Origin of the sequence: Mammaliicoccus sp. FSL K6-3158, from assembly GCF_038005105.1 — a bacterium.
Classification (GTDB): Bacteria; Bacillota; Bacilli; order Staphylococcales; family Staphylococcaceae; genus Mammaliicoccus; species Mammaliicoccus sciuri.
This window is the reverse complement of the sequence record NZ_JBBOSL010000001.1, coordinates 2,196,556-2,211,290: the sequence shown is the minus strand read 5'-3', so window position 1 is coordinate 2,211,290 and position 14,735 is coordinate 2,196,556. Positions and strand designations below refer to the sequence as shown.

Here is a 14,735-nt window from a genome sequence, read left to right as displayed (position 1 = left end):
AAAATATGTATAACTACTCTTCCTATTATATAATAATCTTATGAGTTTGAAATAAATTAATAGCTCTTAATGAGATAACCTATTGGGGGTGCTACTTTTGACAAATAAAGAATATGTTGAATTTTATATAGATTGGTATTGTATGTTTTATGACTTGTATGAATATGAAGTGAACTTTGGATCTGGCTTATATGGAGATTTTAGAAAAGAATTTCAGCCATATTTTCATATGATTCGAAATGATGTAGAGCATACTAGTTTTTTCGGTGTTAATAAAGAGCAGTCAGAAGAACGGGTAAAGAAAATAAAAAACAATACTAATCATTGTTTATATGAGTTGTATCACATATTAAAAGGCAAAAAAATATATGATTTATTATTTGACCCAAAAGAACATTTTATTGAATTCCAAAGTAACCAACCAAGCTATTGTAATAGAGTATTACATGATTTAGTAAATGATTATTTCAATAGCGAACCTTATTACCCTTATTCTGAGATACTGAATGTACCTGTAACAGATGCAGATCAGGAGATTATTGATGCGTTTAGAAAAGTTTTTGCAGGGGTCGATGTAAAGACTTATCTTTCCATAGATGAATATACGAATAAAACATTTGAATTACATATTACTTTAGATAAAGAAGACGAGAGTCGCCAGAAAATTGAAGATTATGAAAAGGAAAATAATATATTATTATAAGTATTTTCCTAACTATAGATACTAGAGTAATTGAAGAATAAAATGAATGTTTATATTTAACAAAAGTCCTAGCTATTTTATTAGCCAGGACTTTACTTATATTAAAAAACTACTTTTGCTTTTGAAGTATGACAATTGGAATTAATATTAATGAAAGTATGCCACCCCATATAGAAAGGAATGCATAGCTACTATTTGCTACTATCATACCTGATATTGCACCACCTGTTGCTCCGGAAAGTGCGATGAATATATCAATTTTACCTTGTATTTTTGCTCTGTTATTCGGTGTTGTGGAATTTACTATTTGGGTTGTCCCACTAATAAGTCCGAAATTCCATCCGATTCCTAATAATGAAAGGGCTATTGAAAGAGCGATAATAGAGTGTTCAGGTGCTAATGCAGCTAGTATTCCTGACGCTAATAATGTAATAGCTGATGCTATACTCATTTTTGTCAAACCAATTTTATCTACTAATGTTCCAGTTATAAGTGAAGGTAAGTACATTGAACCAATGTGAATACCGATAACCATCCCTATTGATGATAACGAATGTCCATTGTGTTGCATATGAATAGGTGTCATTGTCATTATTGCAATCATAATCATTTGCGTTAAAATCATTACAAATGCGCCAATGATAATACCTTTCTGATTATTATTTAATGGTGAAGTAAGATCATTCTTCTTATTATTTCGTATATATTTTGACACTAAATATGGATCAGGTCTTAACATTATAAATAGAATTGTACCAGCAATAATATAGGCAGCTGCTGCAAGTATAAATGGACCGGATAATGGTGGTAAATTGATAAGTTTTGCAAAATTACCGGTCGTTTCTGCTAAGTTAGGTCCTAATACAGCACCAAAAGTAGTCATAACCATTGTCGTACTAATGGCTTTACCTCTTTGTTTAGGGTGAGCTAAATCTGTTCCAGCATATCTAGCTTGAAGGTTACTTGCAGAACCTGATCCATAAATGAGTAATGATATAAATAGTAACCAAATATTTTCAGTTATTGCTGAAATAATAACGCTGATTGCGCCAAGTCCACCTAAAGTAAAGCCAAAGGATAATCCTATTCTTCTCCCATATTTTTGAGATAATAACCCTACTAAATATGCAGCGCCAGCTGAACCAAACGTAAATAAAGCAGTGGGGATTCCTGTGTATGCATCTGTACCTATTATATCCTTAGCTATTAAAGCACCTACTGTTAAACCAGCAGCTAATCCAGCACCTCCAAATATTTGTGATAAGCTAACAATAAAGAGTATTTTTTTATAATACTTTTGACGTTCGTCTAAATTAGTGCTTAAAATTTCTATATATTTATTGTGTTTATTCATTGCTTTCCTCCCTTATTAAAAAGTTAATGAAATATATACTTTTTTAAAAATTATATATCAATGTTAACAATTAAGATATAGATTAATTATAAAGTATTAGGTATTAGAGGTAATCAATCAAAAAAAGACAAGAAAACTGTTCATAGCAGAATTCTTGTCTAGGTATAGAGTTTATTATTTCTCCAATCTAAATATACTAATGGCTAAGCCGATTAAGACGGTGCCTATTGCATAATCGAGGATGGATTTAAATTTGTGGTTATTAAATAATTGTCTTATGTAGTTAAATAGAAAGCTACAGATAAAGAACCACACAAAAACTGTGATGATAAATAAAGAGGATAAAATAATTATTGTCATTGATCCGTCTTGTTTTGTAATAAATTGAGGTAATATACTCACATAAAATAGTATTGCCTTTGGATTAAAAATTGTACTTAAAAATCCTTGTTTATATGATGATGTCAGACTAATATTCGACTGTATTGTAGGTTCAGTTGTAATGTTAAAAGTCTTTTTAGCATTTAAAATGGTCTTAACGCCTAAATAAGCAATATAAATAGAACCTAATATTTTGATAGCACTAAATACATAATATGATGTTGTTAATATAAAAATTAATCCAAATGCTGCTAAAGCTGAATAAAAAACATGTGCACTTGATATACCTAAACCTGCCATAATGCCATTTTTAGCATTTCCTTTTAAAGTATTATTCAATACAATGAAGAAATCTGGTCCTGGAATAATAATGATCATTAATGCAATAACTACGAAACTTAACCAATTATCCATATATGCAACACCTCTTATTGATGATTTGTTTTAAATAATATAACAAAGAAATATTAAAATAACTATACTATTTTATAATTAAGTGGTATATTTCGCTGAATTTAAAGGATATCTTAGGAGAGTAGTTATATGAATATTGGTGGATATAGAAGCGGTGCTATTGAAGAAGATTTATATTTTTACGTAAAACTTGTTATGATCATATGATTAGTTTTTTATATTAAATTTAAAAGGAGGTTTAACAAAGAACCTAAAGTTAATAAAATTCCTAAAGCAAATATAAATATATTGAAGAAACTTTTGCCTTCCCAGATAAATATGATAATGCTTATAAGTATTAGCGTAATGCCACATATTAAGTACATAGTGCCTCCGTCTGGTCAGAATGAATGTTTTTTGAATAATATTATTTTATCATAAACTGTTAAGATATTAATGTGAAATCCTTACTTTATTTTACATATCCATTCTTATCTAAAAATTAATAAAAATATTCGAAGGGCAATGTGTTTCGACATGTTGCCCTTATTTCATAAGTATATTACTATTATTCCATAACTAATGTTATTTATTAATTGTAGAATTAATTAAAATACTAAAGGTGATTAAATGAAAGCATTCATTTTGTTGATGGCATTTATTTTTGAAGGTTTACTGATATTACTAGGAATAGGCTTTGATCTTTATACTGAACATATCGGGATTAGAGATGCATTTTATGATACATGGATTACGAGTCACTTTCCTACTAAAAGGAATGCGTTAGGTACGTTAACAGCAGTGGCTTTTGCTTATCTTTCTTTAATGACAATGTTTATTATTGTCCATATTGTTTATAGAGAAAAGGGAGAAAAAATTAAAATAATGTCTGCTTTATTTATTTTAGGCACTATGGCTTATGCATTTTATATATTTATAAAAGGTATCAATTATCTAGTTGAATTTGTTTTAGTACATTTATAAATTAAGATAGGAGGCGTCATATGGGTAAAGAAAATAAAAAACATAAAGCTGATAAATTATCTTTTGGAGATTTTTTAGAAGGCTTCTTTTATATAGGAGATATTATCAGAGCAATATTCGTGACAATTCCAAGAGCTATAGGCTGGATATTTAGAATCATATTTCGGTTATTTGACTAAAAACATCGTAAAGGTGTTTTTTATTTTTTTGAGATTATAGCCATTGTATATTCCTTGTTAATACATATAATAACCTTGATATTTTAAGGTAAATTAATTAAATAGAGTGAAATTCCAAAGTATTATTATAAAATATTTGGAATTTGGTATAATAAGTAAAATGAATATTTAAGTAGGAGTAAGTGTTATGAAAAAAATTATATTGTTATGTGTAAGTATTTTATTCTTAGCAACCATTGCAAGTGGTTGTAGTAATGGAAGTACTGATAATAGTGAAAAAGAAAAAGTAAAACAAGAGAATACAGCTTTAAAAAGTAAACAAAAAGAATTAGAAGAGACAAATAAAAAGCTGAAGGAAAAAATAGAGAATTCCGAGAAACATTCAAATAATAATGAGAAATCTAGTCAAAATAGTACTCAAGAAAAATCATACAAACCTGGTACGACAGACAGAATTCCAGTTGATTTAGCGGGTACAGTTGATGGAGATACTGCAAAATTTATTTATAATGGCAGTCAAAAATCATTTAGATTTTTACTGATTGATACACCTGAAACGAAACACCCAAGATTAGGTAAACAGCCATTTGGTCAAGAAGCATCAGATAGAACGAAAGAATTGTTAACTAATGCAAATAAAATTGAAGTAGAGTTTGATGTAGGTGGACAAACAGATAAATATCAACGTTATTTAGCATACATATATGTAGATGGTAAAATGCTTAATGAAATATTGGTCAGAGAAGGATTAGCTAAAGTAGCATATGTATATCCACCTAATACAAGATACTTAGATCAATTAGAAAGTGCACAAGAAAAAGCAAAAGAAGAAAAATTAGGTATTTGGAGTTTAGGAAGTGCATTTGAAGATAATCAAGCAAGTACACAACAACATACAACTGAGCAACCAGCATCAAGTAATACGCAAAGTTCAAATGGAGTAGGAAGTGCTACAACACAAACACCAAATAATACTTCTCAAAATGCAGGGTCAGAATATTATCCAAACTGTACGGCACTTAGAAAAGTATATCCAAATGGCGTACCAAGCACACATCCAGCATACAATGCTAAACTAGATAGAGATAAAGATAACTTTGCATGTGAAGCAAATTAAATTTATTTTTATGTATCTTAGTTAAAGTAGATCATTATGTATAATAACATTATATTTTTTATCTTAAGGTTATTAATCTATTTCTTAGCTATTTGGGGATGTACCACTTTAACTAATTATTTGGAATTAGGATATGTTTGGAGTTTAGTTGTACTATTAATCGTAATGACTTTAATTAGTATTGTTGTTGAAACGGTATCCATTAGAATTAGAAATAATAGATAATTAACCACACTAAAAAACCCCCTTATTTTCACGGAATAAGGGGGTTTGGTGTTGACCATGATGGAAGCTATCATGTTTGTAATATATTGAAATATTATACAATAATGTTAAGTCCAATTCGAAAGCTTTCTTTTCAATTATAAATGTATATATACTGAAATTTAGCGTGTTATGTACCGTTATAAGTGATACAATAGTTTTTAAATTATTTAATGTGAGGTTTGAATGATGACAAATGTATATTTTTTAAGACATGGTGAAACGGATTGGAATTTAGAAGGTAGAACTCAAGGTAGAACGGATATTCCTTTGAATCATAATGGCGAATTACAAGCAAAGGAAAGCGGTGCTGCTTTAAAAGATAAAGAAATTGATGTGATTATTACGAGTCCTTTAAAAAGAGCTAAAAAAACTGCTGAAATTGTGCAAGAACAATTGAATGTAGATTTGATTGAAAGAGAAGCGTTTATTGAATTATCATTTGGTGACGCTGAAGGTATGACGCTTGCTGAAAAACTCGAACGCTTCCCAGATCGAATATATCCTAATAGTGAAGTTGGGGCTAGCATCGAGCGTAGATTTTTAACAGGATTAGCTGAAATACATGATAAATATCATAATCAAAATGTAGTAGTCGTATCACATGGTGCCTTCATTAATGCCATATTATATCATTATTCAAATGGAGAAACAGGGACAGGAAAAATTAAACTTGCAAACGGTGGTATTACATCATTAAAAATATCAGACGATAAAGTAGAAATATTAGAATGTAATCAAGTGAACCACTTGTCTCAATATAAGAAAATTGGTGAGATATAAAGGATGATTGTATGAAAATTAGAATGTTCGATTTAAAAGATGCTAAAGCAGTTAGTGAAATGATTATTCACACATTGAGAACAACTAATGTAAAAGACGAACCTGTTGATGAAATTGAAAAAGTTGTGAGTAGCATGACACCTGAAGCAATAATTAAAAGAGCAAGTTTTACAAATTTTTATATATTTGAAGAAAATAATCAAATAATAGCAACAGGTGCAATAGGACCGTATTGGGATAGCCAAACTGAAAGTAGCTTGTTTACCATTTTTGTATCACCAGATCATCAAGGAAGAGGTATAGGTAAGCTTATAATAGAAACCCTTGAAAATGACTATTATTATAAACGTGCACAATGTATAGAGGTTCCAGCATCTGTTACAGCAGTAGAATTCTATAGAAAGTATGGTTATGATTTCAAGAATGGTATCAAATTTCAAGATGATGAAGGTATTTATAGAATGGAAAAATTTAATAAAACTACCTAAGCTTTAGTTATCTATATTTCTATATTCATAACTTAAACTTATCATTCAAAATACTAAATTTGTCATATTTATTATGATTCATTTGTGATAGTTTGAATATAAAGGAAATATAGAAAGAAAGAGGATATTATGTTTGTTTTTATTTTAACGGAAGTGTTATTGCCGCTTCTTATTTTAATTTTTGTTGGTTTTTTATTACAGAGAAAGTTTGCATTTAATTTAAAACATTTTTCTACACTTATTACTTATTGTTTAATGCCTGTTGCGGTTTTTGCGAATATTTATGATATTACGATTCAATTGGATTTGTTGTTAAAGGTTCTTTACTATATTGTAGTTTATAGTTTAGTTATGATCTTAATTGGGAATTTATTTGCTAAAGTATTGAACCTTCAAAAAGGTGAGAGTGCAGCCTTAAAGAATAGCATTTCTTTAATGAATTCTGGTAACTATGGTTTGCCGGTCAGTCAATTAATTTTTAGTCAAAATCCTATTGGTGTTGCGGTACAAATCTTCGTGCTTATTTTTCAAAATCTACTTACGTATTCTTATGGTATGTATAATTTACTTTCCACTACTAAAAGTTTAAAAGATATTGTCATTTCTTTTTTGAAGCTACCTGTTTTTCATGCACTGATTTTAGGTATTATATTTCAAGTAGGGCATATTAAATTATCTCAAGTGTTTCTAATTCCTATCCACCAAATTTCAGATAGTTTTGCGCCAATTGCTTTAATTTTATTAGGTGCTCAATTAGCGCATATTAAATTGAAATTATTGCATAGAGCGATTATGGGATCGTTGATTGGTAGGTTGATAATTGGACCGCTTATTGCACTTAGTTTAATTTATTTATTCCATATTGATGGCGTTATTGCACAATCTTTATTTATAGCTAGTGCCTTTCCAACTTCAAGAAATACATCAACGATTGCTTTTGAATATGATGTGGAGCCAGAACTACATGCTCAAATTGTATTATTCTCTACATTATTAAGCTCAGTCACAGTTTCAATTGTTATTTATTTGTCATATATACTATTTACTTAAGTAAAAATCGTTTAAATTTATAATGTCCATGCTTACTATGATGTAAGCGCGGACATTTTTTATTTGTATACCATTAGATGAAAAGTGTATATTATTATATTTAAATATTAAGTTGACACTATAAAAAAGTGAGCGTATACTCTTTAAACATGAAAAGGAGCTGTATACGTTTGAAGTTTAATAAAAAGAAAATCAACGTCGTAGATATCGGTATGGCAAAGAAAAGTGTGTTTGCTACTGGTATTGGTAATGCAATGGAATGGTTTGACTTTGCTCTATATTCTTACCTTGCAGTTATCATTAGTAAGAATTTCTTCAGTCCAGTTCAAAATGATGAATTAAAATTAATTTTCACTTTTGCAACATTTGCGATAGCATTCTTACTTAGACCAGTGGGAGGCATTGTCTTTGGTAAAATAGGTGACAAGCTAGGTAGAAAAGTTGTCTTAACATTTACAATTATTATGATGGCAATTTCTACTTTGATTATTGGACTATTACCTACATATGATCAAATCGGAATTTGGGCACCAATTTTATTATTGCTAGCTCGTATTTTACAAGGTTTCTCAGTAGGTGGGGAATATGCTGGTGCGATGGTTTATATCGCAGAGTCTTCACCGGATAATAAAAGAATTAGATTAGGTAGTGGTTTAGAAATCGGTACTTTATCTGGTTATATTGTGGCATCTATCCTTGTTACAGTATTATTCTGGACACTATCGGACGCTCAAATGAATTCTTGGGGTTGGAGAATTCCATTCTTCTTAAGTGCACCAATTGGATTGATTGGTCTTTACTTGAGAACACATTTAGAAGAAACACCAATTTTTGAAAATGATATCGCTGATCAAAAAGATCAACTAAGCGTTATTGAAATTATAAAACAATATAAAAAAGATATCTTATTATGTATTGTGTTTGTAGCCTTCTTCAACATTACAAATTATGTATTATTAGGTTACATGCCTTCATACCTAGATGAAACGGTTGGTATTAGTGATCGTATTAGTACACCGATAACAGCGGTTGTATTACTGATTATGGTACCATTCGCGCTTACATTTGGTAGACTTGGTGATAAAATAGGTAATAAGAAAGTGATATCTTTCGGTTTAATCTTAGGTATATTAGTATCTGTCGTTTCATTCCAATTCTTAAATATTGGTGGACTTGGTTTCTTATTCCTTGGATTACTATTGTTAGGTATCGTATTGTCAGTCTACGAAGGTACAATGCCAGGTTCATTACCAACATTGTTCCATACAGATATTCGTTATAGAACATTATCATGGACATTTAATATTTCAGTTTCGTTATTTGGTGGTACAACACCATTAGTAGCTTCATGGTTAGTACACGTGACAGGTAATAATTTAGCACCTGCATTCTACTTACTAGGTGTGAGTGTCATTGGCCTTATCGTTGTCTTAACATTATTTGAAGATACTTCTAAAAAATCATTAAAAGGATCTTATCCAACTGTAGCATCGAAAAAAGAATTTGTTCATGCTGTAGAAAATCCGAAAGATTCATTATGGTGGCATAACGAAAGTACAAAATCATAATTTATATTAAAGAGTCTGGGACAGAAATGTTCTAGACTCTTTTTCATATTTTTAGAAATAAGGTCTGAATATTGCAAGTGAGGTGTGACAAGCAATGTTGAGGACCCTGTATTTATCAAGACTGACGAAACAAGATAAATAGACGCTTCGTATTTATCAAGACATGCGAAACAAGATAAATAGGCGCCTCTGTTGTTGCAAGACACATCAAACAAGCAACACAGAGCCTCACGTTTATATTGATTTTTCCATATAAAAAAGACTGGGACATAATGTAATGTCTCAGTCTCTTGTAATATCTTATCAGTAGATGACTGAATTGAAATACGCTTGTACCAAGCTTTTTTAACTCTAGTCATCCTTGCCGGGGCGGGACTACGAAATCTTTTTATTATATGTGTAATGAAAGACTTAATTGGGTAAAGTAGTGAAGAAGTAATAGTAAATGATATAGAGTAAGAGGAGCTGATAAGGATGGGAAACGTAGTAAAACGTATTTTAAGATATGTTGGTACAGTTCTAATCATGAGACTTATAAGAAATCTTTTTAGTAAAGGTTCTAATAAACGTTAAAAATTCATGGATTTCTTTAGATTATTATTAAAATAATGTTTAGAGTTTATATACGTCGGGTATTTTATTATTACAAAGCTATTTACCTAGAGTGGTTTTGAAAATATTTATTCGTATATGACATAAGCACTGCACAAATTTGTGTGGTGCTTCTATTTGTTAGATATATATGTATTAAAAAAAGAAGTATATCACGAAATCAATTAAGTGATATACTTCTTTATATTTATTGTACTTTCTATTTTTTAATTGCTTTTAAAATGAATGAAAGTATCAAGATTAAGATGATTGAACCGATTAATGCTGGAATAATTGCAATTCCACCTATTACTGGTCCCATATCTCCTAATAATTTACCACCAATTGCTGAACCGATAATACCTGCGATAATGTTACCAATAATACCGCCTGGAATATCTTTACCTAAAATAACGCCTGCTAGCCAGCCGATTAAACCGCCGACGATTAACATTAATATAAAGCCCATATATGATTACCTCCTATTTTTACACTTCTTTATATATATCCAAAGTGAAGATACGTTAAACACTTATAAAGAAAATATTTGGTAAAATTAAACAATAATTGTAGTAAATAGTTGTTTTTTTAAAATATTGGTATTATTTTATGAGCTTGGAGGATATCTTTAGTCCAAAAATATTGTTTGCCTTGTCCTGTATATGCTGGTACTAATACATCATTTCTAATACAAGCATAGAACCATTCTGGATGGACTCCACTATATAATAAAGTTTGGTATTCAATAAAATCTGCTTCCCAGTTTATATTAAGTTCTTTCATTACAATACACTCCATAAATATTAAGCTTTATGACCTGCAATTAAACCTTTTCTTTCTAATAATGTTCCACTATTTAATAGGCTTGAACCGCGCATAACAACATCCTTACCATATTTCATACGTATAAAATCTAAATGATTTTCGAGCGTCTCTGTCTTAATTTGATACGGATCATCGAATAAAGATAATTGCTTAATTTGGTTCGGAATAAATTTACCAAATGATATAGCCATTGTTCTATAAAGTCTGTCCGGTTCTAACCATTGAGATAAATAATCCCATAATAATTGTGTGATAACATAAGTATTCATAAATCCCGTTTTGTTTGTAAATTGTTTCCGCACACCTCCAACGTCTGCATAACCGACACTCACGCTAATACGTGTAGGGTATAAATTGAGTTTTCTAGAACGAAAGTAAACTTCATCTACTTGTTCATTTAATACGGTCTTAAGTTCATTCATACTGTAATCACGCATAAGTATTTGGGACTTACCTAAAGATTTATCATATATACGATGAGGATTTCTAATGACACTTTCATCAATACCATTAGCATGCAAATGAAGGTCAACGCCAATAACGCCAAAGTCCCGCTTCAAATATTCCACAGGATAGTTAGCTAAGTGTCCAATCGTAAATATACCTTTCTTATTAAGCTTAGCTTCTGTACGTCGATTGATTCCCCACATGTCTCGTAAAGGTTGAATGGCCCAAACTTTAGACGGCACATCTTCATAGCGCCATTCTGATATCCCAAGACTTGTATGCTTAGCATCAATATCCATTGAAAGCTTAGCAAGTAATAAATTAGAGCCAATACCAATCGTGCTACGAATTTGAGTATAATTAAATATACGCTCTTGAAGTTGCATCGCTAATGAAAAGGGAGAATGTGCAAATAAATGATAAGACTCTGATACATCCATAAAGAATTCATCAATACTATATTGATGAAAATCTTCAGGTGCAACATAATCCAAAGCAATTTTGCTAATTTGTGTTGATAATTGTATATAGTTCTTCATAGATGGATTAATAACATAGATATCTTTACGTTGAGGTATTTCAAATAAACGAGAACCTGTTTTAATGCCAATTGCTTTTAAAGGTGGTGTAGCTGCCAGGACAACAGAACCTTTACGCTTCGTATCAGCCACAACAGCAAGCTTAGTCGTTAACGGGTTCAAACCTTTCTCAATACATGAGACAGACGCAAAGAAACTCTTTAAATCCACACATATAATATCCCGATTTAGACAATAACTGTAGTCATACATAAAAATCACCCTAGTCATATTGTACTTTCATTATACGAACATATGTTCTTATTTGTAAAGTATAAACTTGTATAAAAGCACAATATGTTATCATTTTATGATTGTTATGTACTAGATTAAGACTTTAAATCTTGCCATTCTTCCCGTAAAAGACCCATTCTAATAGAGTCGTAATAAGTCCCGTTATAATATCTTACTTTTCTAATTCTAGCTTCCATAGTCATACCAAGACGTTCTCCAATTTTAATCATGCCTTTGTTCGCTGACCAAGTCGTATAACCGACGCGAACAATATCTAAAGTATTGAATAAATGATCAATCCACATACGCATGACATTTGTGCCAATGCCTTTACCCCAATTATCAGATTGATAGATTGAAATACCCATCTCTAGCCACTTAGAAGGTTCATGTTCCCAATAATAAGAGACTGTACCAATAACTTTGTCGTTGTAAATTACAGCCCATCTATTCGGAACATTGATCCAATCATCCTTTTGGAGCAAAAAATCATCATACGACATAGCATGATGAGGAAAATAAGGCGCATCCCATAACTTCCATTCAGGATTTGAGTCCTTAAAAGCCATCTGCCATATACTCTTTAAATCTTCTAATTTAATAGGTCTAATATATAATTTACGATTTTCATCCATGTTATCCCTCTGTTCTGTATAAAATAATTAAAATAATTTTATCATGCAAATTGGAAAAAATATATTTCTTTGAAGTTTACGTTTTGAAAATAAGCTATATGAATTATTAAGAATATGTAGCCAAGCAATATAATCTAATAAAAATGGTTACTTTCCATCGCATAATTTTAAAATACAGTTTTTGACAATTATATTTATAAATTATAAAATATAAAAAGAGAGGTGATCATTATGTCAGAATATGTTACGAGAAATGAATTTGAACAATATGAAAAGCGTGTTGATGAACGCTTCGATACTTTGAACAATAAGATTGATCATTTGCCAAATATCATTCAAGACAAAATAACAATTTCAATGAACAACCTTGAAAGAAGTATTAATGAAACCAATAAGAAAAATAGAAAAGCGGTTATTACATCTGTTCTATCGGGTGTAGGTGTATTAATAACACTAGCAGGGTTAATTGGAAATATATTAGGTGTGTTTTAATAAGAGAGACTTAATATTACAAAATTGTAAGCTTAGAAACCTGTTGTGACAACAATGTTAGGACTATTTCAAGTGATATGATGCTATCATTTTACTTGAAAGGAGAGATAACATTGAAAGGTTTATTAAAAGGTATTGTTTTTCTAGTTATATTTGTTATTTTATGTTGTTGTTTATTAATCGTTATATTTAGTACATCTGGGTCAAGTGAAATTAAAGGTGTATCAGATCAATTAAATCCATTTATGAAAGAAAAATACGCTTATGTAAAGACAAAGCTACCTGATGCTGTTGAAGAACATAATATTAGAAGATATAAGCAAGATATTGTAGATGAAGATGGTAAACGTACAAAAGTGGAATTTATATCATCAGATGAACTTAAAACAAATCACTATTTAAAAATTAATCATAAAGGGACACATGTGGAATCATTTGAAGAAGTTGATAAAAGTGAAATACCAAAGAAAGCTCTAAACGCTATAGAATAAATGAGAACGAGATAATCAATTTATCTCGTTCTTTTATAATTTGTAATAAATATTTAATATAACGAAATATTCTTCAGGTGTATTAATTAATTATAGTTTGTAATACAATATAAAAATAAAATATAAGGGGGATTATTATGAAGTACAAGTTTGGAACAGCAATAATTTTGACGACAAGTGTATTATTTTCTCAATCTGTTGGATATTTAAATGCAGAAGAACATCAAAGTGAACAAACAGAGAACACAAGCAAATCGATTAGTTTTGAACAAGCACAAAAGATGAACCCGAAAGAATTAACAGGCTTGCTGACGGATGAAGATCTCAAATTACATAATAAAGATGCAGAAGAAAATTCTACAGAAATAGAATCAAATCAACATACAAATGAAGCTTATCAAAATGTTAATAATTATATTGCTAAAAATAATATTAAGCCGTCTACAATCACACAAGATTCTAGAATGGATAGCTTGCCGAAGTATGATTATAAATCAGATAAGTTTATCGGTGTGATTATACATGAAACAGCTAATCCTGATAGCACAATAGATGAAGAAATCAATTACATGTATAACAATTATGAAAGCGCGTTTGTTCATGCTTATGCAAGTAGTAGTAAAATTGTTCAAACAGCATCTAGTGATTATTTAGCTTGGGGTGCAGGCGCAAAAGCCAATCCATATTTCTATCAAATAGAATTGGCTCAATCAAGTACATTTGACCAGTTTGCGAAATCGGTCAATAATCAAGCATATTTAACTGCGAAAATGTTACACCAAAATGGACTGAAACCATCATTAGCCGATAATAATGAGGGAACAGGTACAGTTATCAGTCACAATGCCATTAGTCAATATTATGGCGGAACAGATCATACAGATCCAATCAATTACTTTAGTCAGTGGGGCTACGATATGAATCAATTTTATAGTCTCGTTCAAAAGCATTATAATGATTTAAATGAAACAAGTGATAATATAACAGGCGATACACATACTGTTGTTTCTGGAGATACGTTGTATAATATATCTCAAAGAAGCGGCGTAAGTGTAGCTAAACTTAAATCATTAAATAATTTAAGTTCAAATGATATAAGTGTAGGACAAGTATTGAAACTGAAATAATTAAAAACACCTCTGAAGTGCAAGCGTTACTGTAACTTTAGAGGTGTTTTT

At 30.2% G+C, this 14,735-nt stretch carries 18 protein-coding genes; 12 read left to right on the top strand and 6 right to left on the bottom strand.

The window, feature by feature from the left end; genetic code table 11:
• The first annotated feature begins 97 nt into the window (after positions 1 to 97).
• Positions 98 to 703, top strand: coding sequence for a hypothetical protein (locus MHH94_RS11160; RefSeq protein WP_078355550.1), 606 nt, complete (start codon positions 98 to 100; stop codon positions 701 to 703).
• A gap of 109 nt (positions 704 to 812) precedes the next feature.
• On the opposite strand, the gene MHH94_RS11155 is transcribed toward MHH94_RS11160, so the two are convergent.
• The gene (locus MHH94_RS11155) at positions 813 to 2,057 is read right to left on the bottom strand and encodes an MFS transporter (protein ID WP_340841128.1); all 1,245 of its coding nucleotides are present in this window, start codon (positions 2,055 to 2,057) and stop codon (positions 813 to 815) included.
• Between the two features lie 174 nt (positions 2,058 to 2,231).
• Positions 2,232 to 2,852: a LysE family translocator gene (locus MHH94_RS11150; protein WP_058591591.1), complete on the bottom strand. Its 621-nt coding sequence runs from the start codon at positions 2,850 to 2,852 to the stop codon at positions 2,232 to 2,234.
• A gap of 609 nt (positions 2,853 to 3,461) precedes the next feature.
• Between MHH94_RS11150 and MHH94_RS11145 the strand changes: the two genes are divergently transcribed.
• The 8 genes from MHH94_RS11145 to MHH94_RS11110 all read left to right on the top strand — a co-directional run bounded on the left by MHH94_RS11145 (position 3,462) and on the right by MHH94_RS11110 (position 9,264).
• Complete coding sequence (locus tag MHH94_RS11145) at positions 3,462 to 3,815, top strand: hypothetical protein (RefSeq protein WP_048539886.1); 354 nt, start codon at positions 3,462 to 3,464, stop codon at positions 3,813 to 3,815.
• Positions 3,816 to 3,835: 20 nt separating this feature from the next.
• Positions 3,836 to 3,994 carry a hypothetical protein gene (locus MHH94_RS11140; RefSeq protein ID WP_153653764.1) on the top strand — a complete coding sequence of 53 codons (159 nt, stop codon included), beginning with the start codon at positions 3,836 to 3,838 and terminating at the stop codon, positions 3,992 to 3,994.
• 187 nt (positions 3,995 to 4,181) lie between these two features.
• A complete protein-coding gene (locus MHH94_RS11135) occupies positions 4,182 to 5,111 on the top strand; it encodes a thermonuclease family protein (RefSeq protein WP_084755094.1) in 930 nt (309 codons plus the stop codon).
• Positions 5,112 to 5,147: 36 nt separating this feature from the next.
• Complete coding sequence (locus tag MHH94_RS11130) at positions 5,148 to 5,336, top strand: hypothetical protein (protein ID WP_142242769.1); 189 nt, start codon at positions 5,148 to 5,150, stop codon at positions 5,334 to 5,336.
• Between the two features lie 228 nt (positions 5,337 to 5,564).
• Entirely contained in the window at positions 5,565 to 6,158 is a 594-nt protein-coding gene (locus MHH94_RS11125) for a histidine phosphatase family protein (RefSeq protein WP_119650373.1), read from the top strand.
• An 11-nt stretch (positions 6,159 to 6,169) separates the two neighbouring features.
• Positions 6,170 to 6,646 (top strand): GNAT family N-acetyltransferase, encoded by a 477-nt coding sequence (locus MHH94_RS11120; protein ID WP_340841120.1) that lies wholly within the window; start codon positions 6,170 to 6,172, stop codon positions 6,644 to 6,646.
• Between the two features lie 129 nt (positions 6,647 to 6,775).
• On the top strand, positions 6,776 to 7,696 hold the full coding sequence (locus MHH94_RS11115; RefSeq protein WP_088592482.1) for an AEC family transporter: 921 nt from the start codon (positions 6,776 to 6,778) through the stop codon (positions 7,694 to 7,696).
• A 170-nt stretch (positions 7,697 to 7,866) separates the two neighbouring features.
• Positions 7,867 to 9,264 (top strand): MFS transporter, encoded by a 1,398-nt coding sequence (locus MHH94_RS11110; RefSeq protein WP_058591585.1) that lies wholly within the window; start codon positions 7,867 to 7,869, stop codon positions 9,262 to 9,264.
• An 811-nt stretch (positions 9,265 to 10,075) separates the two neighbouring features.
• Here the strand turns inward: MHH94_RS11110 and MHH94_RS11105 are convergent.
• The 4 genes from MHH94_RS11105 to MHH94_RS11090 form a co-directional block, all read right to left on the bottom strand.
• Complete coding sequence (locus MHH94_RS11105) at positions 10,076 to 10,324, bottom strand: GlsB/YeaQ/YmgE family stress response membrane protein (RefSeq protein WP_048539880.1); 249 nt, start codon at positions 10,322 to 10,324, stop codon at positions 10,076 to 10,078.
• A 119-nt stretch (positions 10,325 to 10,443) separates the two neighbouring features.
• Positions 10,444 to 10,638: a hypothetical protein gene (locus MHH94_RS11100; protein ID WP_048539879.1), complete on the bottom strand. Its 195-nt coding sequence runs from the start codon at positions 10,636 to 10,638 to the stop codon at positions 10,444 to 10,446.
• A 20-nt stretch (positions 10,639 to 10,658) separates the two neighbouring features.
• Positions 10,659 to 11,918, bottom strand: a complete 1,260-nt coding sequence (locus tag MHH94_RS11095; protein WP_058591584.1) for a Y-family DNA polymerase — start codon at positions 11,916 to 11,918, stop codon at positions 10,659 to 10,661.
• Between the two features lie 116 nt (positions 11,919 to 12,034).
• Positions 12,035 to 12,574 carry a GNAT family N-acetyltransferase gene (locus MHH94_RS11090; RefSeq protein ID WP_340841116.1) on the bottom strand — a complete coding sequence of 180 codons (540 nt, stop codon included), beginning with the start codon at positions 12,572 to 12,574 and terminating at the stop codon, positions 12,035 to 12,037.
• 231 nt (positions 12,575 to 12,805) lie between these two features.
• Between MHH94_RS11090 and MHH94_RS11085 the strand changes: the two genes are divergently transcribed.
• The 3 genes from MHH94_RS11085 (at position 12,806) to MHH94_RS11075 (ending at position 14,684) form a co-directional block, all read left to right on the top strand.
• Positions 12,806 to 13,066 carry a hypothetical protein gene (locus MHH94_RS11085; RefSeq protein WP_058591582.1) on the top strand — a complete coding sequence of 87 codons (261 nt, stop codon included), beginning with the start codon at positions 12,806 to 12,808 and terminating at the stop codon, positions 13,064 to 13,066.
• A gap of 113 nt (positions 13,067 to 13,179) precedes the next feature.
• On the top strand, positions 13,180 to 13,557 hold the full coding sequence (locus MHH94_RS11080; RefSeq protein ID WP_325888801.1) for a YxeA family protein: 378 nt from the start codon (positions 13,180 to 13,182) through the stop codon (positions 13,555 to 13,557).
• A 137-nt stretch (positions 13,558 to 13,694) separates the two neighbouring features.
• Positions 13,695 to 14,684, top strand: a complete 990-nt coding sequence (locus MHH94_RS11075) for a LysM peptidoglycan-binding domain-containing protein (protein WP_078355557.1) — start codon at positions 13,695 to 13,697, stop codon at positions 14,682 to 14,684.
• Positions 14,685 to 14,735 lie beyond the last annotated feature (51 nt).